This window comes from Sphingobacterium sp. UBA5996 (assembly GCF_002429765.1).
Taxonomy (GTDB): domain Bacteria; phylum Bacteroidota; class Bacteroidia; order Sphingobacteriales; family Sphingobacteriaceae; genus Sphingobacterium.
Window position 1 is genome coordinate 1 of sequence record NZ_DJAS01000013.1, and the last position, 26,182, is coordinate 26,182.

Consider the following 26,182-nt stretch of genomic DNA (forward strand, 5'->3'; position numbering starts at 1 on the left):
GACTTTTTCAGTGCCCTCCTTTAAAGTAGCCTGTTTTTTTACATGGCTTTTTTACTATACCGAGGTACACCTCAAATTTCGTCCAACTTAAAGATATCTTTTACCCGTATCCCTTTCTCGGTACGTTGTAGGGTGCAGCATTCGTGAACTGAATCGTGTTCGAAAAACAGGATATATTCGTTATCTACTATTTCGTTCCAGTAGCTATGGCGTTCTTCCATAGTAACTAACGGACGTACATCATATCCCATCACGTAGGGAATAGGTATATGACCTACCGAAGGGAGTAAATCTGCCATATACAGCATTGTCTTTCCTTTGTATTGGACCTGAGGTAACATCATGGATTCTGTGTGGCCATTTGCATAGCGCATGCTGATATCGCTTCCGAACGGATTTTGTACATCTTCAACAAACTTTAATTGTCCGCTTTCTTGTATCGGAAGAATATTCTCTTTTAGAAAAGAAGCCTTCTCCCGGGGGTTGGGATTAGTTGCCCAAGACCAATGGTCTGCATTACTCCAAAAATGAGCGTTTTTAAAGGCTGGAACAAGTTGATCACCTTCTCGCGCTATGGCACCACCACAATGATCGAAATGTAGGTGGGTAAGGATAACATCGGTGATGTCATTTCTGTCAAATCCAATATTTTTTAGTGATTTGTCTAATGTCGCATCACCATGAAGGTAATAATAGCTAAAAAATTTTTCATTTTGTTTGTCTCCAAGGCCCGTGTCGACTAGCATTAATCGATTATTATCCTCGATGAGAAGCAGACGATTTCCCCAGGTACACATATTGTTTGAATCGGCCGGGTTTGTTTTATTCCAGATGCTTTTAGGGACCACACCAAACATAGCACCACCATCGAGTTTAAAGAACCCCGTTTCTATAGCATATAATTTCATCTTCTTATTTTGTATTTACTTTTTGACCAGTACGTATAACCATTGTTTGCTGTTTTGCATAATCAACGTTTGCTTAAGCTCAAAATTTTACTCTTATTAATATATGTAAAGGATGGAACAATTTACGAAAAATAAATTATATTTTTTAATTAGCATCACTTGAGTTGCTAAAAAAGTATGCTAAAAAATGTAATTTATTTTATCTGTGTAAGTGGTTGGTAGTGAGTGTTTTGGTTTTGTGTTTTTTGTACAATAAGCTTGATTTTTAGATGATTATGTTTTGTTTTTAGCGAAAATTGCCTTTAAATTTGAGCACATTTTAAAACAAACAAAAAATATGAAAAAGGGTAACATTGGAAACGCGCCTGATTTGAAATATTTGAAAATTGATAGCACGAAACGTGTATTTTATCAATTACCCGTTTCTGAATTGGTTCAACATGCTTTGGCAAATCAAGAGGGGAGGCTTTCTGATACAGGAGCGCTTGCCGCTGATACGGGAAAATTTACGGGGAGGTCGCCAAAGGATCGCTTCCTTGTAGAGGATTCTTTAACTAAAGACAGCGTCTGGTGGGGGGAAATCAATCAACGGATGTCTCCGGATCATTTTGAGGCGCTATTTTCGCTGGTAGCCTCTCACTTGGCTGAGCGAAATATCTACATAAGAGATTGCGCTGCGGGTGCCGATCCGATTTATCAAATTGGTATCCGTGTTGTAACAGAGACAGCTTATCAAAGTATATTTGCCAACAACTTGTTTTTACGTCAGGAGCCGAATCCAGAAGTTCGGCCACCTTGGTCTATCTTAGCTGCTCCGACCTTGTTTATTAAAGAACCGCATGCATATGGTATCCTTAACGAAAATTTTGTTGCAATTGATTTTACGAAGAAAATTGTATTGATTGCTGGGACGGGTTACACGGGGGAAATTAAAAAGAGTATTTTTTCGATATTGAATTTTATTTTACCATTCGAGCATAACGTCCTTTCTATGCACTGTTCAGCCAATACTTCTAAAGATGGGGATACTGCATTGTTTTTTGGGCTTTCGGGTACTGGAAAGACGACACTGTCTGCTGATAAAAACAGGCGGTTAATTGGGGACGATGAGCATGGTTGGAGTGAACGGGGAGTTTTTAATTTTGAAGGAGGTTGTTATGCAAAATGCGTTGGTCTAACAGCCGATAAGGAACCGGAGATCTATCATGCCATTCGTTTTGGTTCGCTGCTAGAAAATGTGGTTTTGGATGAGCAGGATAAACCTGATTACAATGACATCAGTAAAACCGAGAATACGCGCGTGTCTTATCCAATAGACTTCATGGAAAATGCTGAAGTAAGCGGTATTGCTAATGAGCCGGCTCATATTTTTTTCTTGACAGCAGATGCCTTTGGTGTACTTCCGCCTATTTCATTGTTGTCTACCGACCAGGCTGTCTATCATTTTGTAAGTGGCTATACAGCTAAGGTTGCAGGTACAGAAGTGGGAGTAAAGGAACCTATGGCTGCATTTTCAACTTGCTTTGGACAGGCATTTTTGCCGCTTCATCCCGCGAAATATGCGGCGTTGCTGCGTTCAAAACTTGAACAGAATCGTAATATCAAAGTCTGGTTAGTGAATACGGGCTGGATTGCAGGTCCTTATGGAATAGGGCGAAGAATTAAACTCGCCTATACGAGAGCGTTAATCCGAGCCGCAATCGATGGTTCATTATTAGAATCTCAGTTTAATAGACACGATATTTTTGGCTTAGATTATCCGACCAGTTGCGGAGCGTATGTTCCCGAGCAAATCATGGATGCCCGGGGATTATGGAATAACGATGAGGCTTATGATATGCAGGCAAAACGCTTGGCGAAACTATTCATAGCAAACTTTGAAAAATTTAATAACGAGATGCCAGAGACAGTTCTCGCGGCAGGTCCTAAGATTGACCGTAGTGTCCTCGTTTAATTAAGTTTGCATTCGTACAACAAAAAGAGTAAACATGGGATTTCTCTTTTTGTTGTACGATTTTTTTTGGTGGGGATGAAAATCTTTAATCGTGTTTTTTAACGAAAGAATCTACTTGCTCCTGTTCGCTTCCGACAAGGGTATTGATAATAAGCTTAATAGCCGCCAATCGTGCTTTTTTCTTATTGTCTTTAACAATTTCAAACCAGGGTGATTTTTTTGATCCTGTTTTCTTAAAGAGGTTCTCAATATAATTGGTGTAAATATCCCATTTTTCCTGTGCCTGTTGGTCGAGCGTTCCTATTTTCCATCGTTTAAGAATATCTTCCTGACGCTCTTTTAACCTTTCGGCCTGCTCTTCTTTGCTGATGCTCAGAAATAACTTGATGACAATGATTCCATCGTCAATTAATTGTTTTTCAAATTCTGGCACCTGACTCATAAATAATTCGTGTTGCTCTTTGGTGCAGAATCCAAATATGGGTTCAACTACAGCACGGTTATACCAACTTCTGTCAAAAATTACAATTTCTCCGGCATTAGGAAGCTGTTTGATATAGCGTTGAAAATACCACTGTCCGGATTCTTCTTCGGTTGGCTTCGGTAATGCGACAATGCGAATCTTTTTAGGATTTAAATATTGGGCTACGCGGCCTATTGTGCCGCCTTTGCCAGCAGCGTCCCTACCTTCAAAAATAATTAGTACCCGCTTTCCTTTTTCAATAATTTCGTATTGGAGCTTCAACAACTTGACCTGTAGTTCATAGAGCTCTTTTTCATAATCGTAAACATCGTTGAACTTTTTTATTTCAAGAATGCCATGTTGCTCTAGGTAATTTAAAACATCTTTGTTTTCGTGGATCTTCTGAAGTTCATTTAAATCGTATTCTGCCATAGGATATTTATTTAATCGATCGTTTTTATTAAAGTTACTTATTGAATTGTTAAAAAATGTCAAATTTCAAATAAAATTAATGTATTGTAATACTAATATATGGCTACAGTACGTTTATTAATCAGAACACCAAATGGATGTTCAAATAGATTAGACTTTTCATAAATTTAGGTTAATAATTGGTTAGGTTAGCTCGGAGTTCCCCACTTCGAGCTTTATTTTTTTTAACAATCCGACGGTATCCTTGAGAGCTAGTGTTTTAGCTATCATACGAATGCCCTAAATGTTAAAAAATGTTAAACGGATATTGTCGACATAATGATTAGAAAAAAGCATCGTTTTTACTACAAATACTTTTCATAAATAGGTTAATATATGGCTAACGAAAGCTCAGAGTTCCCCACTCTGGGCTTTCTATTTAATTATAATTTATCAATAGCCGCAAGATAGGATTGTTGAATATGTTTAGGTATCGCATTATGCTTCTTTCAAATAGATGAGGGGTGGTACTGGATTTGAAGATTGATTAAAAAAAATGGCCGAGATTTATAGTCTCGGCCATTGTTTTAAGATATTGTTTTGTGTTGTCAGGCCACTTCCCTTAGATCCACAGCCACTACTCGAGATACACCTTGTTCTACCATGGTAACTCCATAAATGATATCTGTGCTTGCGATTGTTTTCTTATTGTGCGAGACCACTATAAATTGTGAGTTTTTAGAGAAATCCCGGATAATATTGTTGAATTTATCGATGTTGGTATCGTCCAAAGGAGCATCCACCTCATCGAATATACAAAATGGCGCTGGCTTGGAAAGATATAGTGAGAATAGCAAGGCAGTAGAAGTCAATGTTTTCTCGCCACCCGATAGCTGATTAATAGACAATGGTCTTTTCCCTTTTGGTCTAGCGATAATATCGATATCTGAATCCAAAGGATTGCTTGGGTCTGTTAAGATCAGATCACAGCTATCTTCTTCGTTAAATAACGATCGGAATACTTTGACAAAATTATTTCTTACTGCATCGAATGTAAACATGAACTGAACTTTAGCGGTGTCGTCGATTTCTTTGATCGTTGCCATCAAAGAACCTTTTGCTTCGATCAAATCTGCTTTCTCTTTATTGATGAAATCATAACGTTCATTCATCTCATCGAAAGCCTCTTTGGCCATCAGGTTGATGGTACCGAATTCGTCAAGCTGTTTTTTGAGTTTACTACATTTTGCCGCCAGTGTAGCTTGGTCTTCTACAAGCTGAGGTACATCCTCTCGATCGATTAGGTCTTTAAGTTCAATGTTGAATTCGACGGAAAGGCGTTCTTTTAACGCATTCAAATCAATTTGAAGACTTGTTTTTTTATCTTTAATTTCGGAAACAAGGAAATCGCTTTGTTCTTTCGAACGGCGTAATTGCGTTAACGAATCTTCTAGGTTATTGATTTTTTGCTTATCTGCATAATAACTGTCTTCCAATTCTTTCAGTCCATCTTCTAAGGCGATCTTCTGCTCGTACATGGCGATAAGATCTTGATCTTCATCGTCCTCAAATGGAATGGTGGTGCGCAGCGCTGCTTGCACTTCAACCAGTTCTACACTATTTTTTTCGATACGAATCTCGTGGTCGTCTTTTTGTGTTTCTCTAAATTCCAGATCTTTGGTGATATTAGAAACTTTGTTTAACTGTTGGTGGTAAGCAATATTCTCTTGATTATATACAGTCGATTTTTCGTTGAGTATTTCAGAGATTTCATGAAATTGGTCTTGAAGTAGCGCTAACTCAAGAACGCTCTGTTCCTTCTCTAAGCGTAAGTTTTGTATTTGGGGCTCAGCAATTTTTAAATTCGACTCCATCGCTGTAATTTTCTCCTCAATATCTTTTTTGCGTGTTTGGGAGTTGTTGATGAAAGTTTGATATTGCTCTTGCTTTGTTTTGACTGTAATTAATTCATTATTGAGCCGGTTGAACTGAAAGCGCAACTCATTGATCAGCTCTTTCTGGGAATTGCCTCTTAAGGTTTCTAGACGAGCTGTTTCGGCCGTTATCTTATTTTCAAGTTTTACAATTTCTTGGTTGATTGTCTTGATCTCTTGGGATAGTACTTCGAGGTTTTTAGCTCTGCCAATACGTTTTCCTTCAAACAGTCCTACAGATCCACCTGACAGACCCAAATGATGTTTTGCATAACGTCCGTTTTTTTGCAAAATTACCTGTCCTGATTCGGGAAGTTTCTCATCCAGTTCTTTTTCATGTTCATGTTTAAGGATGAAAACCTGTTGGAGTAGTAAGGTGCACAAAGACCTGTACTTTTCGTCTACTGTAATCACATCCAAGGCCGACATCAAATTATTATTCGGTATAGGAGGTGGGGTAGGAGTCGTCTTTATTGCATCTAAAACAAAGAAATTGGCGCGTCCTTTTGCGGCGTCGCTTAGTAGCTGAATGGCTTGAACAGCATCCTGTTGTGTATCGACAACATAATGGTTCATAATGGGCTCGAGATAATTCTCGATAGCCACTCGGTAATCTTCCTGACAAAACAATACATCTGAAAGAAGCGGTGGTTGTTTTTTCCAGCCTGCATTTTTCTTTAAAAAACGGATGGAGTCTGGAAAACCTTCTAAATTGTCAACGAGAGATTTAGTCAGATTATATTCGTTTTGTTTCGCATCTACCAGACGAAGATCTTTGGCAAGTTGGGCTTTGAATTCTTCTAAGTTTGCTTGACATTGACTGATTTGCCCTTGGAGCTCTTCTTCCAGTTGATTTGCCGCATCGTACTGTAATTGCTGTGCTTCTACACGACCTTCCAGCTCTACAACAGCGGAATTGAACTGTTGTAATTCATTTTCTTTCGCTTCGGTATCCTCACTATTGCGAATTAGTTCTTGTAAAAGAGCCTCTTTCTGTATCGTAAACACGGCAAGATCTTTTTCCAATTTATAGATCTTTGCTTGCAAATCGGCGTTACTTTTATTAAAAATATCAAGCTTTCCTTTTGCAGATTGTTGCTGCCCTCGCAGTTCTTCAACTTCTGATTTATTCGACTCCAGGTTACTTTTTAATCCGTCCAGTTTATTTTGTTCGTCAAATAACTCTTCATTTAATCGCTTAATGGTATAGACTACGTGATTAAGTTGTTGTTTGTCGCTGTTAATATCGATGCTTAGACGATTTTCTTTATCTTGGAGATTTTTAACCTTTTCGTTTTTGATCTTTTTTTCAGATTCGTAACCACGAATTTTATTTACGAATTCCTGTGTCGTTTTCTGCTGTACCGACAGGTTTTTTTCCTGCTCTAAATTTGTTTGACGGAGCGATTGGAGTTCATTTTCCGCATGCAAGATATTCTGCTGTGCATTTTGTGCATCTTTTTGGACTTTGGATTCTTGTGTCTGAAGCCGTTCTAGTTCTGTCGAGAAATCTGCTATTTTATAATAGGCCAGATCGATACTGCTCTGTCGGTATTCTGACTTGAGTAAGGTGTATTTCTCTGCTTTTTTAGCTTGATTCTCTAACGATTTAAGGTTTTTTGTGATTTCAAAAAGCAGGTCGTCCACACGACTAAGATCGGCTTCGGTATCTCTTAATTTCGCTAGGGTCTGTTTTTTACGTACTTTATATTTCGAAATTCCGGATGCTTCTTCAAATAGGTTTCGACGAGAGTTATCTTTATTATTGATGATTTCGTCAATCATTTTCAATTCAATAATGGAATAACTATCCGCGCCCACACCGGTATCCAGAAACAAATCAGTAATATCTTTTAAACGACATTTCACATCATTCAACCGATATTCACTATCGCCGTTTCGGAATAATTTTCGGGTGACAGTAACTGTGGAGAATTCAGTTGGTAAAATATTATTGTTATTATTGAAGGTCAGCGATACCTCTGCAAGATTTGCGGGCTTTCTATTTTTTGTCCCGTTGAAAATAATATTTTCCATTTTATCGGAGCGCAGCATCTTCGTACTCTGCTCTCCGAGTACCCAGCGTATTGCATCGACCACATTGGATTTTCCGCATCCATTGGGGCCAACAATCGCTGTGACACCGTCATTGAAGTTGATCGTGATTTTATCTCCGAAACTCTTAAATCCTTTAATTTCTAGTTTGGTTAACTGCATTTATACCAAATTTGTTTGTCGTTATAAGCTTGCGAAAATAGTAAAATTAAACAAGATTTTTTTCTTTGTTTATTCACATTTTCCTGTTTCAGGATCACATGAAGGGCCTTCTTCACCTCTTTGTTGCAGCGGAGCAGATTGGCTTGCTAAGCATTCATTTATGGTATTATGAAAAACTTCCATGGGCTGTGCTCCGGGGATGGCATATTTTCGGTCGAATACAAAGAAGGGAACACCCCGCAGTCCTAAGTTAACGCCTTCTTGGATATCTTGAGCAACATCGTAAGCAAAATCATCCGATTCGAGCAAGTTTTGAATTGCATGAGCAGGAAGTTCGTATTGAGTCGCAATATGGGTAAGAACCTGGTTGTCATTAATATTTAGACCGTCTGTGAAATGCGCTTTAAACAACGCTTTCTTAATTGGCGTACCTTTTTGGTTGCCTTGGGCAAAATGAATCAGGCGATGCGCTTTTCGTGTATTTACGACAACTGCTTTGTCAAAATTCAGGGCAATTCCCAGCTCCCTTCCCTGTGCACTGAGTTGTGATGTCATTGCAACCACATCATCCATACTCATTCCTTTCGTTTGTACGAGATAGTCATAAGTAGGTATTGCCGGTGCATCTTCGGGATAGTCGGGGTTAAGCTGATAAGATTTCCAGATAATTTCAGCCGCAGGCTTATTTGCAGATTCCTGAAGTGCCATTTCGAGCTTTGTCAGACCAATATAACAAAATGGACAAATGATGTCCGACCAAATTTCTATTTTCATATTTCTTTTTTTACTGCGTATATTGTAATCAAAAATACATATAATAACGATGATAATCTGCTTACATTGTTTTTCGAATGTCAACAGATTATTATTTAATGTTTATCCATGTTAGAGAAATCTTTTTTGAATCGTAAAGTTACTCTCGTCCTGGGCGGCGGCGGTGCTAGAGGACTGGTACATATTGGCATCATCAGGCGGTTGGAAGAGCTTGGTTTTGAGATAAATGAGGTCGTTGGCTGCTCTATAGGTGCACTCGTTGGCGGAATTTATGCGCAAGGAAAGATGGATCTTTTAGAAGATTGGATGCTTCGGTTGACGAAGAAGTCGGTCTTTAACATGATGGATTTTAGCTGGAGAGGATTGGGCATGATGAAGGGGGTAAAGGTGTTCAACGCATTAAAGTCCGTCATCCCTGATGGTAATATAGAGACATTTCCAATTTTGTTCAAAGCTGTGGCTACGGATCTCAATTACGAAAAGGAGGTCGTATTGGATTTTGGGAGCATGTATGATGCTATTCGGGCTTCCATCGCCATCCCGGCAGTGTTTACGGCGGTGGAAGAAAACAAGCATGTGTATGTTGACGGTGGTGTACTGAATCCATTACCCATAAATCATGTGACAAGGAAAGAAAATTTAATCATTGCGGTTAATCTTGAATCGAAACCGGACAAACAATATTCTGTCATCAAAAAACTCGATCCGAAGACGTCAAATTCATTGGATATCCTGCAGGCGTCTTACTATGTGATGCGCAGGAAAATGAGTCAGATGATAGTCGACTTGTATCGCCCGGACGTCGTTGTTGACATACCTTATAATATCTGTAATTTGTGGGATTATCATCGGACTGAATTTCTGGTTCAAAAAGGAAAGGATTATATAGAGCAGGCGCTAAAAGAAACAACGTCCGCGTAAAATAAATTTTAATCCGGACGTTGTTTTGTTCAATGGTGAAGATCGTCGAGCGCTCAATTTTTTGAGTATTTTATGCGAGCATTCGATCTGTTTATTAAAATAAATTTGGATAATCGCTGATGATGCCATCCACTTTCATCGTTTTTAATTGCTCTATTTCTTCTTTGGTATTGACCGTCCAAGGAATTACTTTGATTCCAGCCTTATGGCATTGTTTAATATAATCGTTTGTCACGGTTTTATATTGTGGGCTTATAATATAGGGTGTAAAACCGAGCTCCATAATTGTTTGTTGGACATTTTTGCGTTCGTCTCCATCAATGAGGTAGGACACCCTGATCTGGGGGTAAGCCTTGTGTAGGTATTTAATTGCTCTACTGTCAAATGACTGAATGATGGTTCTTGTTGCGATTTTTTTATCGGTGATAAGCTGAATGATTAGGTCGACAAACTCTTCTACTCGAGGATGCAAGATACCATCTTTACCGTCTTTACTTTTAACCTCGATGTTGTAGAAAATCGGAGCGTTTCTTTTGTGTTGAGCATATGCTTCGGTACTATCAATAAGATCCGACAGTTTTGCGATACGTGTAACTTGTTTTTTCTGTTGCGGAAATGCTTTATAAAATTTAGATCCAATATCATATTTAATCAAATCTCGATAAAGCATGTTATAAACTTTTAAAGGTTTATCTTTTTCTGAAATTTCAGCACCGTTGGGTTTCAATACAAATTGGGGATTGAGATAGTCATCGTGAAAAACGATCACTTTGCGATCTTTGGTGGTATGGCAATCCATTTCTAACGTGGTCACTTTTTCGATGTCTATCGCGTTTTTCATTGCAGCGATAGACCCTTCAGGATAGAGTCCCCGGCCCCCCCGATGGGCTTCCAAACTTAGTTTAGGGAAATTGTCTGAGTTTGCTTTTACAGACTCTTTCCTGGCTGAACAAGATACAAATGGTAATAATGTGCCCAAAATGGCAAATTTCAGAAAACTACTTTTCATTGTCTATCATATTTAAAAGAATAGGGAAGGTTGTTGTATTGCCCTTTCGAAGGTGCAAATATACGGATATATCTTATTTTTTATGTCTTTTAGATCGCTCAGAAATTTCGTTTTGCAGGTGTTTAACACATTTTTTGAAGCTAATTAGGTTGGAACAAATCTGTTTTATCAGCGGTTGGTGGAATCGTAATGTTTGATGGTAGCAAATTGCTGTAATGCGGTCTGTTATTTGTATTGGTCGAATAGGGGAATGAGGCCTTTGCTTTCAGCGGGATTTGGCGATTATCGTTATGAAATCTATTTTTTTTGTCTTTTTTGCAATAAATTATTGCCATTCCTTTCAGAATTGCCTTTATTTGCACAAATCTCAAATTAGATGGCGAAAAATTTATTGATAGTTGAGTCTCCAGCGAAAGCGAAAACGATAGAAGGATATTTAGGAAAGGATTTTTTGGTTAAGTCGAGTTATGGACATATTCGCGACTTGGTGAAAACCGATGATGCGATTAACACCGAAAATAATTTCGAACAAAAGTATGAAGTTCCATCCGATAAAAAGGCTGTTGTAAGTGAACTGAAGAAATTGGCTAAAGCTGCTGAAACTGTTTGGCTAGCATCCGATGAGGACCGCGAAGGAGAAGCGATTTCATGGCATTTATTTGAGACATTAGGATTGAAAGATGAGAGTACGAAAAGAATCGTTTTTCATGAAATTACGAAGCCAGCTATTCTAAAAGCTATTGACAATCCTCGTAAAATAGACTATAACCTTGTTAACGCTCAGCAGGCCCGGCGCGTGTTGGATCGGTTGGTTGGTTTCGAGTTATCTCCAGTTCTTTGGAAGAAAGTTAAACCTTCATTGTCTGCAGGACGAGTACAATCTGTTGCAGTCCGTTTAATTGTTGATCGTGAACGTGAGATCAATAAATTTGAGCCAGAGGCTGCCTTTAAGATTGTAGCGTTCTTTCATACTGGAAAAGTTAAAGATAGTTTCAAAGCTGAGCTTCCACAGCGTTTTGCTACGGAAGCGGAGGCTACCAAATTTTTGGAAGATTGTAAATCAGCCTTGTTTTCTGTCAAAAATTTAGAAACAAAACCTGCCAAACGTTCGCCATCGGCTCCGTTTACAACGTCAACATTACAGCAGGAAGCCAGTAGAAAACTTGGATTTTCTGTAGCGCGCACAATGCAGGTCGCTCAAAGGCTATATGAGTCAGGACGGATTACCTATATGCGTACCGATTCTGTCAATTTAAGCGATACGGCAATTGAGGCGGCTGAAAAAGAAATTAAATCTGCTTACGGTAACCAATATCATAAGGTCAGAAAATATAAAACGAAGACATCGGGTGCACAGGAGGCACACGAAGCTATCCGTCCGACCTATTTTTCCGAGCATACCATCGATGGAGATGCTTCTGAGAAGAGGTTGTACGAACTTATTTGGAAAAGAGCTATCGCATCGCAAATGAGTGAGGCTGAGTTTGAACGTACGTTGGCAAAGATTTCCATATCAACGCGCTCAGAAGATTTGAGTGCTTCGGGAGAGGTAATGAAGTTTGATGGATTTCTAAAAGTTTATATGGAATCTTTGGATGACGATCAGGAAAATACTGTGGATGAAGATAGTGATAATGCTATCCTTCCACCGTTAACTGCGGGTCAACCATTGACTTTGAAAAGTATGTCAGCAACGGAGCGGTTTACACGCCCTCCTGCACGATATACAGAAGCTGGTTTGGTGAAAAAATTGGAGGAATTAGGGATTGGTCGTCCTTCAACATATGCACCTACTATTTCCACAATTCAAAATCGCGGTTATGTCGTGAAAGAAGAGCGTGAAGGTAAATCGCGTGATTACCGTGTACTGACATTGAAGGATGCTGAATTAACGGCAGTCACAAAAACCGAAATTACTGGTGCTGAGAAAGGAAAAATGTTCCCAACGGATATCGGTGTTGTGGTGAATGATTTTTTGGTTGAACATTTCAATGGCATTGTAGATTTTCACTTTACGGCTAATGTCGAAAAAGAGTTTGATGATATTGCGCATGGTTTGACGGAATGGACAAAAATGTTGCATGATTTCTATGGACCATTTCATTCTGAAGTAGAGGATACTTTAGAAAATGCTGATCGTGCGAATAATGAGCGTGAACTTGGTGTCGATCCGGTTTCGGGAAAACCCGTTTCGGTTCGTATCGGTAAGTTTGGTCCATTGGTACAGATTGGTTCTCCGGACGACGAGGAGAAGCCCCGCTTTGCTTCTTTACGTAAAGGACAGATGATTGAAACCATCACTTTTGAGGATGCCATGGAGCTCTTTAAATTGCCTAAAAAAGTTGGTTTATTTGAGGATAAGGAGATGACTGTTGCGGTGGGTCGATTTGGACCTTATATCCGGCACAATTCGGCTTTTTATTCTATACCGAAAGGTTTGGATCCTTTGGACGTGACTGAGGAAGAAGCAATACAGATTATTAAAGACAAGCGTCAAAAAGATATAGAAAAAGTCATTCGCGTATTTGATGAAAATGAGGAAGCTCAAATTGAGCAGGGCAGATGGGGGCCATTCATTCGTTTTGGTAAGCAAAATTTGAAAATCCCGAAAGGGATGGAAATTGAAAAAATAACGTATGCTGATGTGTTGAAATGGGCTGAGGCTGATGCACCGAAAGGTAAAGCTACTAAAGCAAAAGCAACAGAAAAGAAAAGCGTAGCTAAAAAAGCTCCCGCGAAGAAGGCTCCGGCTAAGAAAACTACAAAGTCTAAATAAGGATGAAAGCAGATTTGCCTGAAAATATTGTCAAAGACATTATGATCGCCGTTGTTTTGGAAGGCGAGACCGTAGAGACAAAAAACTGGACCGTTTATGTAATTAATGATAAGAACATCGCAATTCAGAATGTGTTGATCAGCTCAAAAGGCTATGGCGAAAAGGATGGACGTCAGGTTACTACCACTACTTTACGCCATTTTATAGGAAATATAGCCGCTAAATCTTTTGATCGTGTGGAAGCAATAGACGAGCAGGTTTTTGGTTTGACAAACGAATATTGGGTGAGTTTCTATATCGACAACATCATTTACGATAAGAAATACATTTTCTTGCCCGAAAGCATAGTAGATGGCAACCTGATGAAAGTTCCGTTGGTGAATAAGCCGGGTGTAATTATAGGAGGAAACGAATAATGAGTGGGCGTCACAATTTCATTATCGCAATAGACGGATTTTCATCGTGTGGTAAAAGCACATTAGCCAAATCTTTAGCAAAGAAACTGAAATTTGCGTTTATTGACAGCGGTGCAATGTATAGAGCCGTTACGCTCTATTTTATCCGTCATAACATCGCCCTGGATGACCAGGCAACTATTGAAAGCGCGCTGAAAGATATCCATATCGATTTTATACCCAATGCAATAAAGACGGAAATTCATTTAAATGATGAGGATATCTCTGAAGAGATTCGTCAGATGTATATTTCGGATAAAGTGAGTGATGTGAGCGCAATTAAAGCTGTTCGCGTGGCGATGGTTGCGCAGCAGCAAAAGCTAGGAAGCAGAAGGAACATTATTATGGATGGCCGCGATATAGGGACTACCGTTTTTCCCGATGCTGATCTCAAGATTTTTATGACAGCTGATCCTAAAGTTCGGGCTGCGAGGCGTTACCTTGAATTAACCGAAAAAGGGGAAGATGTGACTTTAGAAGAAGTCGTTGAAAATTTAGCAACCCGTGACCGTATCGACAGTACTCGCGCAGAAAGTCCATTACGGCAAGCAGAAGATGCAATTGTATTGGATAATTCCAATTTAACACCTGAGCAGCAATTGCAATTTGTTGAAGAAGAATATTTGAAAGCGAGAGCTGCAAAAACTCAAGCATAGAAGAAAAAAAGGGGGGAGATTTATAAATTTCCCCCCTTTTTTTCTTCTATGTGTTTTTAATTTTACTATTTCACACTATTGATTTGCTGTTGTTCTAATAATTTACTCACATTATTTTTTTCTCCGAATTCCTCTGTTTGATCTTGAAATGATTCCAGAAGAGCTTTTATAGCATCCGAATTATCTGCTGTACGTTGATAGATATCAGGAATTGTCTTTTCAATATTTTTATCGCCTAGCTCGATGTTATCAACTTCGATTTTGCCTATTTTTTCTAAAACAGCTTGTTGACTATTCCGGACATCTTCTAATTCTCTTGCTATTTTTTCCATCAATTGGAATTTCTTCAATTTATCCATATGCAATATCTTTTAGTTACTACAATAAGAACAAGGTGCTTCAAAAATTTGTTTTGTTTTTTTTAAAAAAGGACACGGGGCATTTTTTAAATGAATGAAAATATGGCTAAAGAAAAAGGCGAACCATAGCTGGTCCGCCTTTCCTACTTGCTTTAATTTCGTTATTAATTTGTTCGTCCTGGATAAACTTCAAGTGCTTTTTCTAAACAAATCAAGGCATTATTAAGATCAACTTGATTAAGCACGTAGGCGAGTCTCACTTCATTTATACCAGCTCCCTCTGTGCTATAGAAACCCGTAGCTGGAGCCATCATGACTGTTTCATTGTTATACGAAAATTCTTCCAGCATCCATTGGCAGAATCTGTCTGCATTGTCAATTGGTAGTTTGGCGACGACGTAAAATGCTCCTCCAGGATTTGGGGAATAGACCCCTTCAATGGCATTCAGTCCTTTCACAAGGGTATCTCTTCGCGCTGTATATTCCTTCGACACAGCTTCAAAATAGCTGTCGGGTGTATCAACAGCTGCTTCACCTGCAATCTGTCCTTCCAAAGAAGGGCTTAAGCGAGCTTGAGCAAATTTAAGTGCAGTTTGGTATAGTTCTTTATTTTTTGTAATGATACATCCAATACGGGCACCGCATGCAGAGTAACGTTTTGATACCGTATCGAAGATAACGACATTATTTTCGAGCCCTTCCAAGTGCATTGGAGAAATAAACTCTCTACCGTCATAGCAGAATTCGCGATACGCTTCATCCGAGAAAAGGTAAAGATCATATTTTAAGCAAAGCTCGCGTAAAGCCTCTAGTTCGGCTCTGGAATAAAGATAACCCGTAGGGTTATTTGGGTTGCAGATACAGATCGCTTTGGTTTTGGACGTAATTACTTTTTCAAACTCGGCGATAGAAGGGAGGGCAAATCCGCTTTCGATGTATGACATGATAGGTTTGATCACAACATCTGAGGAGCAGGCAAAACCGTTATAATTCGCGTAGAACGGCTCTGGAATAATAATTTCTTCGCCTTCATTCAAGCAGGCCTGCATTGCGATCGTAATGGCTTCCGAGCCACCGTTTGTTACCAATATATCTGTAGGCTCGATATTATAATTCAGTTTATTATAATATTCAGCTAATTTGTTCCGATACGAGGCAGTACCTTCAGATGGCGTGTAGGCCCATACTTTGAACTCAATATTTTTCAAAGCATTAAGCATAACTTCAGGCGTCTGGATATCAGGCTGTCCGATATTAAGGTGGTATATCTTCTTACCTTCTTTTTTTGCTTGATCAGCATACGGCGTCAGTTTTCTGATTGGTGACGCAGGCATATTAAGCCCCTTTTCTGATAGTACTGGCATTATAGTTTTTTTAAAATTAGTCGTGCAAATTTAACCAAAATAAAACGAAAAAAGCCACATCATGATGTGGCTTTTTTCGTTTTATATTTCTAGTATTATTATTCCACTATACCCTTAATATAGAGCGTCTTTACAGGAGTCTTGGTATTTGACTGTACTGTAAAGCTCTTTGTGAATGGAGCTTTGGCAGCTGCGTTATATGTCACTTTGATGGTGCCACTTTCACCCGGTTTAATCGGGGTTTTTGTGAATTCTGCCACAGAACAACCACAAGTCGGCACAACGTTTGAAATGATAATTGGCTCACTACCAGTATTTGAAAATTTGAAATTATACGAAACGGGTGTGCCTGCTGGTATTTTTCCAAAATCGTGGGTTTCTTTTTCGAACTTAAATTCCCCTTGGCCGGCCTGCATAGACGAAAAACCGATAAAGGAAATGATCATTGCTAAAATTGTTATATACTTTTTCATGCTTCTAAGATATTACTTTATGATTAAAATAGAACAACTGATATGCCAAATGTAGTATTTATTGCCAATTAATCTCCTATCTAACAACTTTATTACAGTTATATTATCCCTTCTTTAAGTAGGTCCTGAATATGAATAACGCCGGCATAATAATTTTTGTCGGATACCAATAGCTGCGTGATGTTATTTTCACGCATAATATGAAGGGCATTTGCCGCAAGTTCATTTTTATCAATGATTTTGGGTGATTTTCCCATAATATCTCCGGCGGTAATTCTCGCTAGATCGGTATGTTTTTCCAACATTCGTCGTATATCGCCGTCGGTGATAATGCCAACAATACGGTCTTCGTCCAGTACAGCCACGGCACCCAGTCTAAACTGTGTAATGGTAATGATAATATCGCTGACAGTAGCCTGTTGTTGGACGCTAGGTTTTCCGTTCTGATCAGACAGGTCGCCCACCCTTAAGTACAATTTTTTGCCTAATGCTCCTCCAGGATGGTATTTGGCAAAATCTCTGTCCGTGAAATCGCGGCATTCCTGTAATACAACAGCAAGTGCATCACCCATGGCTAATTGTGCAGTTGTACTCGAGGTAGGGGCCAGATTGTTGGGACATGCTTCTTTTTCGACTGTGGTGTTCAAGATGTAGTCGGCATTTTTTGCCAAATAGGATTCCGTATTTCCAACCAAAGCAATCAGTACATTTTTCGTTTGCTTTAAAAAGGGGACCAACACTTTAATCTCAGGTGTGTTACCGCTTTTGGAGATGGCAATAATTAAATCATTTTGCTGGATGATCCCGAGATCGCCATGAATAGCATCAGCTGCATGCATGAAGATGGATGGTGTTCCAGTGGAATTTAACGTTGCTACGATCTTCTGTGCAATAATAGCACTTTTGCCAATCCCGGTAACGACAACTCTTCCCTGCAGATTTAATATGCGATTAACAATGGTAACAAAATCATCATCAATATATTGGGCTAAGGCAGCTACTGCTTTGGCTTCTTCTTGAATAGCTTGAATAGCTATATTTTTTATTTCGTAGTTGTTTTTCACAAAAAATACTCTTACTTTTATGTATTAGAATAGATTGCAAAAATAGATTATTTTTCAAGATTATTTCTTCATTTATCTATCTTATTTTTGCCCAAGGCGCAATGGAAATAGAAAAATCACTTTTCGACAATTTACAAGATTTTTTTGGTTTTGATACTTTTAAAGGAGATCAAGAGGCTATTATAACGAGTATTCTTCAACGAAGAGACACGTTTGTAATTATGCCGACCGGTGGGGGAAAATCAATTTGCTACCAACTTCCTGCACTCATGAGTGAGGGGACCGCAATTGTTATCTCTCCGCTGATAGCTTTAATGAAAAACCAAGTAGATCAACTTCGTGCATTCGGTGGCGAAGACAGTATCGCTCATTTTTTGAATTCTTCTTTAAATAAGAGTGAGATTACCAGGGTTAAGGATGATGTGGTCGCTGGAAAAACCAAGTTGCTGTATGTTGCTCCTGAATCGCTTGCCAAGCAAGAAAATTTGGAGTTTTTACATCAGATAAAAGTATCCTTTGTTGCTGTTGATGAAGCGCATTGTATTTCCGAATGGGGGCACGATTTCAGACCAGAATATCGTAAAATTCGCCAGGTAATTAATGAAATAGGGCCGAGTATTCCAATTATTGCGCTCACCGCCACGGCTACCCCGAAGGTACAGTCGGATATTCGTAAAAATTTACAGATGAATGATGCTGTTTTATTTAAATCATCATTTAATCGCAGTAATTTATATTATGAAGTAAGGCCAAAAAAAGATGTCGTTAAAGAGATTGTTCGTTTTATCAAAACAAAATCCGGGAAAACTGGCATCGTTTACTGCTTAAGCCGTAAGAAAGTGGAGGAGATTAGTGAAGTTTTAAACTTAAACGGGATTAAAGCTTTACCTTACCACGCGGGCTTAGATGCTAAAACCCGAGCGGATACGCAAGATAAATTTCTGATGGAGGATGTTGAAGTGATTGTGGCGACAATTGCTTTCGGTATGGGAATTGACAAACCGGATGTTCGCTATGTGATTCATCACGATATCCCTAAATCAATGGAAGGATATTACCAGGAAACTGGGCGTGCTGGACGTGATGGGGGAGATGGTTACTGTTTGGCTTTTTACTCCGAAAAGGACGTAGAAAAACTCACTAAGTTTATGAAAGATAAACCTGTGGCTGAACGGGAGATTGGTACACAGATTTTAAAAGAAGTTATCGATTATTCCGAGTCTGCTGTTTGTCGTCGTAAGCAGATCCTTCATTATTTCGGAGAAAATTTCGATGAACAAGGTTGTAATAACATGTGCGATAACTGTCGTTCCGCGAAGGAATATTTTGAGGCAGAGGAATCGTTGCGTGATGTACTGGGATTTATTCAGGAACAGGGAGAGAAGTTTGACGATCATCATGTGATTAACGTGATGATGGGACAAAATAATCAACCGGTGTCATCCTATAAGCATGATGAGCATCGCTTATTTGGAAAGGGGAAAGACAAAGGCGTTATCTATTGGAAGTCTTTGGTCAGACAGGCTGTTCTCGATAATTTTATTGAAAAAGATATTGATCATTATGGTCTTTTAAAATTGACGGATATTGGCAGGCATTATATAACCAATCCTTATCAGCTAAAATTTGTCATAAATCGTCCTATAGAGGGTAGCGACCATACAAATTCGGACGATGCTGGGCATGGTACAGGAGCTTTAGATACCGTATTGTTGGGCATGTTGAAAGACCTGCGTAAGAAAATAGCAAAGGGAAAAGCTTTACCTCCATTTGTCATTTTTCAGGATCCTTCGCTCGAAGAAATGTGTACGCATTACCCAATTAGCATCGATGAATTGAAACAAATTCAGGGTGTCGGCAATGGCAAAGCGATCAAATTTGGGCCGCCCTTTATTGCCTTGATCAAAGAGTACGTTGAGGAAAATGAAATTGACAGACCTGTGGACCTTGTCATTAAGAGTACAGCGAATAAATCCGCGTTAAAGGTATCTATCATTCAAAATATTGATCGTAAAATAGCTTTGGATGATATTGCTTCGGCTAAGGGGATTACTTATGAGGAAATATTGAAGGAAATTGAAACCATCGTAAATGCGGGTACTAAAATAAATATCAATTATTTTATTGACGAGATTATTGATGAGGATCGTCAGGATGAGGTGTACGACTATTTTAAGACGGCGGAGACTGATTCAATTAACAATGCATTGAAAGAACTTGGAGGCGATGACTATAGCTATGAGGATCTCCAATTGATGCGGATAAAATTTTTATCAGAGCTTGGCAATTAATTTTTTATAATTATATGATTAACAAATACATTCCTGAAATTAAGAACGGGACATCGCAGAACTTCTTTTTAATGGCGGGACCTTGTGCGATTGAAGGAGAAGAAATCGCTTTGCGTATTGCTGAGAAGATTGTTACTATTACAGATAAACTTAATATTCCCTATATTTTTAAAGGGTCTTACCGTAAGGCTAATAGATCTCGCCTCGACTCGTTTATGGGTATCGGTGATGAAAAGGCGTTGAAAATTTTGGAAAAGGTTGGTAATACCTTTGGTGTTCCGACCGTGACGGATATTCATGAAAGCCATGAGGCAGAAATGGCTGCTGCATATGTTGATGTTCTTCAAATTCCAGCTTTTTTATGCCGCCAAACTGATTTGCTAGTTGCTGCCGCAAAGACAAATAAGGTCGTTAATGTAAAAAAGGGACAATTTTTGAGTGCCGGGTCAATGAAATTTGCAGTCGATAAAATTTTGGAATCAGGCAATGAAAAGGTTTTTTTAACTGATCGTGGCAACACATTTGGGTATCAGGATCTTATTGTAGATTATCGTGGAATTCCTGAAATGCGTGCTTTTAATGTGCCTACAGTAATGGACTGCACACATTCTTTGCAGCAGCCCAATCAGACTTCTGGTGTAACGGGAGGGAAGCCAGCTTTAATTGAAACAATAGCGAAAGCTGCAATCGCAGTGGGAGCTGACGGTCTTTTCATAGAGACCCATCCCGATCCAGCAAATGCGAAGTCTGATGGAGCGAATATGTTGCATTTGGATTTGCTTGAAGGTTTGATGGAAAAGCTGATACGGATTAGACAAGCTATTTTATAGTATAATAAATAAATCGCAACAAAAGGGGGCCAATAGGCTCCTTTTTTAATAATCAATTGTATCAAACTTAAAACTCGTTATTGTATGTTCCCAAGAATAGTATTGACAGTATATTTACTGTTATCTTTTTCTGTTATCAAATCGCAGGAGAATTATCGTTGGTTTTCACCACTTGAAGATGGGCATGTACAGGGTAGATTGGCAAATCAGAAACTCTCTGCCTTCAACCGGCTTCCGGATCAATTGGAAAGTCAAGTACGAAAACCTGTATGGGAGCTAGGTAAGAACAGTGCGGGTTTCTATGTCGACTTTCAGACATCTTCTCCAGAGATTACTGTTCAGTATCAGGTGGCCGGCGGACTCAATATGCCACACATGCCAACAACTGCTGTCAGCGGCGTGGATCTTTATGCCTTTGATACAGCAAAAAAGGAATGGAAATGGACATATGGCAACTATGATTTTTCGGACACCGTCTCTTATAAATGGAAGAATATCGGTCGTAATGAAAAGTTTAATTATCGCTTATATCTTCCATTATATAATACAGTTAAGTGGTTAAAAATCGGTATTCCAAGCACAGCCAAATTTTCATATACGCATACAACTCCAAAAAAGCCAATAGTCGTCTATGGAACATCAATTGGCCAGGGGGCCTGTACGAGTCGGCCGGGTTTGGCTTGGACCAATCAAGTTGGACGTGCATTTGATCACGAAGTAATAAACTTATGTTTCTCGGGAAATGGCCGATTGGAAAAGCCAATTTTGAATGTGATGAATAGCGTGGATGCGGCCTGTTTTGTACTGGATTGTATTCCCAATCTCGCTATTTCGAATTCTTTAACAGAAAAGCAGTTGGATTCTTTGTTGGTCTATGCGGTAACATTTTTAAGAAAAGAACATCCGACTACGCCTATTATTTTGACACAACACAGTTCTGGGAATATTGAACAGGTTTTTAATGAAGATAAAAATGATGAATATCAGCAAAGCAGCCGGGTACTGAAAGCCACGTTTAGCAAATTACAGTCAAAGGGTGTTCGCCAGCTTTTTTTGTTATCGAGTCAAGAGCTTAATTTGGATCTGAACTCTACGGTTGACTACGCGCATCCAAATGATGAAGGGATGGAAAGAATTGCAAATGCTTATATTAAGTTGTTGAGAAAAGTTTTAAATTACCACTAAGAAGGGAAGNNCTTCCCTTCTTAGTGGTAATTCTTTTTGAATTTCTATTTCTTTTTCATTTTCATGGTCATTTTCGCTTTTTCACCGCCGCCATAATTAAAAGTTTTGGCATTGCTTTCTTTCTTTTGGTGAAATGCTCCTCCACGAGAACTATCTGTCTGGTCTTCTTCCTTATTGACCTTTTTCTTCTTATCGGTGGTCGAGTTATATATGGAAACATCTTCGGGTAGCTCTAATATGTCCATCCTTTTACCAACGGCCTGTTCGATTTTTTTCACCATAGGTAATTCCAGGTCCGTAGCAAAAGTCAGTATTATCGTTTCTTCATTCTCTTCATTCTTGAGGAGGTGATTTAAGAATTGTTCCTTTTCATTTGGTAATTCAAATTGGAAAACGAACGGAATAGCGGAAAGATCGATATCATTTGTGTTTTCTCTCGCAATGATCAATACACGGGATAGACTATTTTCTTTGAAGTCTTCAATGGCTTCATAACCGAAATCGTCGTAAAATAATGGATTGAGTACTGCAATTTCTTCTTTATTGCTGCTGAATAAGTGGCTGGCTAATTTCTGGGCCGTAAGTTTGGTGTTTACAAAAACGACTACTTTCTGAAATACTTCTTTATCTTGCAGCAGATGATTTAATAAATTGATTTTCGTTGTGAAATTAGGGACATGATATACGAGCAAATCCAAGGTGTCAACAGTATCGTTTTCGAGTTCGTCTACCTCTATGACGGCATAATCTTCATTCATAAAATTCTCTACCATGTCATAAAGTTTCTGGTGTTCAACCGTACTGTACACGATATGTTGCACCTTACCACAGCTTTCTGCCAATTCGCGTACGGGTGTTTGCATCCCTTGTTTGATAATCTCTTCTGCATCATCGATAATTAACGTTTGAATTCGATTGAGATTTAATGCTAGTTTAAGATAAATCGCTCTAGCACGATTTGGCGTAGCTACAACAATGTCCTTTCCATCAACTAATTCTCCGATTTCCTCTTCCATACTGCCTGAAGCGCGTAATCCAATGATGCGAAGATCTCTATTTTTGCTTAGTTGGTGGAACTTTTCAACGATTTCGTCGATACGTTCTTCATTTGGCGCCAAGATCAAAAACTTTGGAGCTTCATCTGTTGTGAATTTCAACTTCATCAAGGTGGTTAAAACATAAGTTGTGGTTTTACCAGCTCCTTCAGGAGCGATGGCAATGACATCCTGTCCACCAAGAATTCTGGAAATGCACCTACTCTGAATTTCCTTTAGAGCCAGATAACCGAGTTCAGTCATCGTAGCAGTCAATCTTTTGCTAAGTTTTAGTTTCTCTAACGACACGTATCCTTTAATTTATGTAAGTTACAAAAATACAAATTTAGATCTTACATCAGCTAATGTGCTCCCATTTTTGAAAACAGATTGATAACGATGACTCCAGCGATGATTAAGACCATACCAACAATCGCTGCTGTATCGGGAATCTGTTTAAATAAAAACATACCCACTAGTGTAATCGCTACAATTCCAACTCCTGACCAAATTGCGTAGGATATACCCACAGGTAAATATTTCAGGGTGATACTTAAAAAGTAGAATGCAATGATATACCCAACAATACTGATAATAGTAGGTTTTATCAGGGTAAAGCCTTCAGACTTTTTGAGGAAAGTGGTTGCGAAGATCTCAGCAGCTATAGCAAGAAATAAATAGATATACTTCATTATAGCAAAGGTATGATTTTTTGTTTAGCAAGTCCCGTCTGATTTGCATATCGAGCGCATCCGTTTAACTTGTATGTGCGATAATTTATTGTGTATAAAGCTAAATTTATCTAAGTTTGGACTATTCACTTAGCTAGCTGCAACAATTGATTTTATGGGGTATGTTCAGAATATTTGGTATTCAATTCTAATATTTTTTCTTTTTCTGTGTCCATGTTGTGCTGTATTTGCGCAAGAACAGCTGCAGGAGTTAAAGAAATCGTATTACAATCTTCCTTTAGGAAGCAGAGAGCGGTTTGTACTGACGGGAAAATACGCACAGGCCCTGTATTTTAATAATGAGAAAGCCCTGGCTGGTCAACTACTCCATGACAATATTCAGTTGGCTAGAAACTATCCTGATAAGCAGTATTATGCTTACTTGAATTGTATTGCTGCGATGAATAGTTTTAATGATCATGCTTTTGAAAAATCGAGATTTTATTTGGAACATGCTAAATCTGTGCTTCCGATTGTCAATGAAAATGGAATAAAAGGATATGTATATTACTGTGATGGATGGATTATGACACGGCAGAATAGAGAAGATGAGGCCGTTGCCCAATTTCACAAAGCGATTTCTTATTTAGAGAAGGCACCGCAGACAGAGGCAAATATCGCTCGTAAATTGGCCGTTTATAAAGAACTAACAGCAATCTACGCCAATCAGCGTAATTATGATTTTCAAGAAAAGTATACTTCATTATTGTTGGAAACGGCTAAAGCAGGTGGGAATGTCAATAGCTTATTTGATGCATACATGCAAGCTGGTTATCTGTTTGAAGAACAGTACAGGTTAAATAAAGCGAATTTTGATCTATTGCGTAAAGCTGAACAACACTATCTTGATGCGTATAGCTTGGTGAACAAGAATGATAAACATCTTATCAATCCAACGGATCGAGCCTATGTTTCCGTTAATCTTGCAAATTTATACCACGAGTTTTATTCGGATAGTGGTGTTAAAAAAGCGATAGCCTACGCTAAGCAAGCTTTAGATATCGCTGCTGAAACTGGACAATATGCCATCACGATACCCGCTTATGGTATCCTCGCGGATGAAGCTTTCAAAGCTGGCGCTCGTGATGAAGGTAAGAAATACCTGCAAAAAGCTTTGGATAATCTTAATCGAGAGCCGCATTATGATTATCAGGTGGGGTTAAGTCTATTTAGCAGACTGGCTGAAGTAAGTGTTGAAGAAGGAAAATATAAAGAAGCGTTCAACTATCAAAAAAGCTATATTGATGTATTTGAAAAAGCTTTTAATTCGGATAAACTAGATAAGACCAAACAGCTGGAGCTGAAGTTTGAGCGAGAATTACAGAACCAAAAGTTAATGCGTCTTCGTTTGGAGGGAGAGAAAAAGGAACAGCAGATTAAGTTGATGAAAGCTTTGAATGACAGACAGCATCAACTGGTTGAGAATTTGAAATTGAATGAACTGAATCGTACCCAGCAGCTTAAAGTATTACAACTCGAAAGAGATAAAAAGGAGCAAGATTTGCAATTAAGCCGACTGGAAAATACACAACGTTTACAAGAGCTTGACGTGTCAAAAAAGAAAATTGCTTTTAAGTCGCGAATGAATTCGATTTATATTTGGTTATTTATTAGTTGTTTGGTTGTCATCGTTTTGCTTTTTTACGCCTATTGGCAGCGTTCCAATGCATTGAAACAGCGGGAGCATTTGCATCAATTAGAAATCGAAAAGAAAAATCAGCAACACGCGATTGAAAGCCTGACAGCAATGCTCGCTGGGGAAGAGAAGGAGCGGACACGCCTTGCCCGTGACCTGCATGATGGTTTGGGTGGTTTACTGTCTAGTACGAAGTTAGGTTTATCGGAGCTTAATAAGGCTACTTTAGAAAAGGAATCCGTACAGGAAGGAATAGATCGAAGCATTGATCTGTTGGATGGGGCGGTAGATGAACTTCGTCGGCTTGCCCATAACCTTATGCCTGATCTAATTGTGAAATATGGTTTGAAGGAGAGTTTAAGAGACTATGCGAGTCGTATGAGCCAGGTTACATGTCTCGTTGAATGCGAATTTCTACAATTTGAATCAACGTTGAGTACTGAACAGGAAATTTCTTTATATCGAATTATTCAGGAATTGGTCAATAACGCATTGAAGCATGCTAGTGCTTCCAATATTTTAATACAGCTTTCTTCACATAATGAGCGTTTACATATCACAATTGAAGATGATGGCAAGGGTTTTGATATAGAAAGTGTCGATTTGCAGCATGCAGCAGGAATGCATAATGTGCGTTCAAGACTTTCGTTTTTAAACGGCGAAATGAAGCTTATGTCTGATTACGGCTCGGGTACTACGATAGAGTTGGAAATACCCATGGTTTAACTTTTAGAAAA

At 38.8% G+C, this 26,182-nt stretch carries 20 protein-coding genes; 9 read left to right on the forward strand and 11 right to left on the reverse strand.

Going from position 1 to position 26,182, the window contains the following annotated elements; all coding sequences use genetic code 11:
- Window positions 1-71 precede the first annotated feature (71 nt).
- Complete coding sequence (locus tag B3E00_RS10350) at window positions 72-908, reverse strand: MBL fold metallo-hydrolase (protein WP_293888168.1); 837 nt, start codon at window positions 906-908, stop codon at window positions 72-74.
- Window positions 909-1,245: 337 nt separating this feature from the next.
- On the opposite strand from B3E00_RS10350, the gene pckA reads away from it, so the two are divergent.
- Window positions 1,246-2,862 carry a phosphoenolpyruvate carboxykinase (ATP) gene (pckA, locus tag B3E00_RS10355; protein WP_293888166.1) on the forward strand — a complete coding sequence of 539 codons (1,617 nt, stop codon included), beginning with the start codon at window positions 1,246-1,248 and terminating at the stop codon, window positions 2,860-2,862.
- An 85-nt stretch (window positions 2,863-2,947) separates the two neighbouring features.
- On the opposite strand, the gene ppk2 is transcribed toward pckA, so the two are convergent.
- The 3 genes from ppk2 to B3E00_RS10370 form a co-directional block, all read right to left on the reverse strand.
- Entirely contained in the window at window positions 2,948-3,757 is an 810-nt protein-coding gene (gene ppk2 / locus B3E00_RS10360) for a polyphosphate kinase 2 (protein WP_293938359.1), read from the reverse strand.
- Window positions 3,758-4,344: 587 nt separating this feature from the next.
- Window positions 4,345-7,887 carry a chromosome segregation protein SMC gene (smc, locus tag B3E00_RS10365; protein ID WP_293888162.1) on the reverse strand — a complete coding sequence of 1,181 codons (3,543 nt, stop codon included), beginning with the start codon at window positions 7,885-7,887 and terminating at the stop codon, window positions 4,345-4,347.
- A gap of 69 nt (window positions 7,888-7,956) precedes the next feature.
- Window positions 7,957-8,661: a DsbA family oxidoreductase gene (locus tag B3E00_RS10370; protein WP_293888160.1), complete on the reverse strand. Its 705-nt coding sequence runs from the start codon at window positions 8,659-8,661 to the stop codon at window positions 7,957-7,959.
- Window positions 8,662-8,769: 108 nt separating this feature from the next.
- Between B3E00_RS10370 and B3E00_RS10375 the strand changes: the two genes are divergently transcribed.
- Window positions 8,770-9,582, forward strand: a complete 813-nt coding sequence (locus B3E00_RS10375; protein WP_293888158.1) for a patatin-like phospholipase family protein — start codon at window positions 8,770-8,772, stop codon at window positions 9,580-9,582.
- 94 nt (window positions 9,583-9,676) lie between these two features.
- On the opposite strand, the gene B3E00_RS10380 is transcribed toward B3E00_RS10375, so the two are convergent.
- Window positions 9,677-10,591 (reverse strand): glycerophosphodiester phosphodiesterase family protein, encoded by a 915-nt coding sequence (locus B3E00_RS10380; RefSeq protein WP_293938360.1) that lies wholly within the window; start codon window positions 10,589-10,591, stop codon window positions 9,677-9,679.
- 376 nt (window positions 10,592-10,967) lie between these two features.
- Here B3E00_RS10380 and topA point away from each other — a divergent pair, with 376 nt between their 5' ends.
- From topA to cmk, 3 genes are read left to right on the forward strand one after another with little or no spacing between them, the layout of a single operon-like run.
- The gene (gene topA, locus B3E00_RS10385) at window positions 10,968-13,367 is read left to right on the forward strand and encodes a type I DNA topoisomerase (RefSeq protein WP_293884539.1); all 2,400 of its coding nucleotides are present in this window, start codon (window positions 10,968-10,970) and stop codon (window positions 13,365-13,367) included.
- A 2-nt stretch (window positions 13,368-13,369) separates the two neighbouring features.
- Window positions 13,370-13,783, forward strand: a complete 414-nt coding sequence (locus B3E00_RS10390; protein WP_293884540.1) for a hypothetical protein — start codon at window positions 13,370-13,372, stop codon at window positions 13,781-13,783.
- The gene (cmk, locus tag B3E00_RS10395) at window positions 13,783-14,478 is read left to right on the forward strand and encodes a (d)CMP kinase (protein ID WP_209579162.1); all 696 of its coding nucleotides are present in this window, start codon (window positions 13,783-13,785) and stop codon (window positions 14,476-14,478) included. Before B3E00_RS10390 ends, cmk begins: the two co-directional genes overlap by 1 nt.
- A gap of 65 nt (window positions 14,479-14,543) precedes the next feature.
- Here the strand turns inward: cmk and B3E00_RS10400 are convergent, their stop codons facing one another.
- From B3E00_RS10400 to B3E00_RS10415, 4 genes are all read right to left on the reverse strand, one after another.
- Complete coding sequence (locus tag B3E00_RS10400; RefSeq protein WP_293884541.1) at window positions 14,544-14,837, reverse strand: hypothetical protein; 294 nt, start codon at window positions 14,835-14,837, stop codon at window positions 14,544-14,546.
- A 164-nt stretch (window positions 14,838-15,001) separates the two neighbouring features.
- Window positions 15,002-16,201 carry a pyridoxal phosphate-dependent aminotransferase gene (locus B3E00_RS10405; protein ID WP_293888152.1) on the reverse strand — a complete coding sequence of 400 codons (1,200 nt, stop codon included), beginning with the start codon at window positions 16,199-16,201 and terminating at the stop codon, window positions 15,002-15,004.
- A 98-nt stretch (window positions 16,202-16,299) separates the two neighbouring features.
- Window positions 16,300-16,674, reverse strand: a complete 375-nt coding sequence (locus tag B3E00_RS10410; RefSeq protein WP_293884543.1) for a DUF1573 domain-containing protein — start codon at window positions 16,672-16,674, stop codon at window positions 16,300-16,302.
- A gap of 98 nt (window positions 16,675-16,772) precedes the next feature.
- Entirely contained in the window at window positions 16,773-17,738 is a 966-nt protein-coding gene (locus B3E00_RS10415) for a KpsF/GutQ family sugar-phosphate isomerase (protein ID WP_209579166.1), read from the reverse strand.
- Window positions 17,739-17,839: 101 nt separating this feature from the next.
- On the opposite strand from B3E00_RS10415, the gene recQ reads away from it, so the two are divergent.
- From recQ to B3E00_RS10430, 3 genes are all read left to right on the forward strand, one after another.
- Complete coding sequence (recQ, locus tag B3E00_RS10420) at window positions 17,840-20,029, forward strand: DNA helicase RecQ (RefSeq protein WP_293884545.1); 2,190 nt, start codon at window positions 17,840-17,842, stop codon at window positions 20,027-20,029.
- A gap of 14 nt (window positions 20,030-20,043) precedes the next feature.
- Entirely contained in the window at window positions 20,044-20,859 is an 816-nt protein-coding gene (gene kdsA / locus B3E00_RS10425) for a 3-deoxy-8-phosphooctulonate synthase (protein WP_209579168.1), read from the forward strand.
- Window positions 20,860-20,943: 84 nt separating this feature from the next.
- Window positions 20,944-22,044 (forward strand): SGNH/GDSL hydrolase family protein, encoded by a 1,101-nt coding sequence (locus B3E00_RS10430; protein WP_293938361.1) that lies wholly within the window; start codon window positions 20,944-20,946, stop codon window positions 22,042-22,044.
- A gap of 44 nt (window positions 22,045-22,088) precedes the next feature.
- Here the strand turns inward: B3E00_RS10430 and B3E00_RS10435 are convergent, their stop codons facing one another.
- Both B3E00_RS10435 and B3E00_RS10440 read right to left on the reverse strand, forming a co-directional pair.
- Window positions 22,089-23,387: a DEAD/DEAH box helicase gene (locus B3E00_RS10435; RefSeq protein WP_293938362.1), complete on the reverse strand. Its 1,299-nt coding sequence runs from the start codon at window positions 23,385-23,387 to the stop codon at window positions 22,089-22,091.
- A gap of 53 nt (window positions 23,388-23,440) precedes the next feature.
- Window positions 23,441-23,773, reverse strand: coding sequence for a DMT family transporter (locus B3E00_RS10440; protein ID WP_409530115.1), 333 nt, complete (start codon window positions 23,771-23,773; stop codon window positions 23,441-23,443).
- A gap of 151 nt (window positions 23,774-23,924) precedes the next feature.
- On the opposite strand from B3E00_RS10440, the gene B3E00_RS10445 reads away from it, so the two are divergent.
- Window positions 23,925-26,171, forward strand: a complete 2,247-nt coding sequence (locus B3E00_RS10445; RefSeq protein ID WP_293938363.1) for a sensor histidine kinase — start codon at window positions 23,925-23,927, stop codon at window positions 26,169-26,171.
- Window positions 26,172-26,182 lie beyond the last annotated feature (11 nt).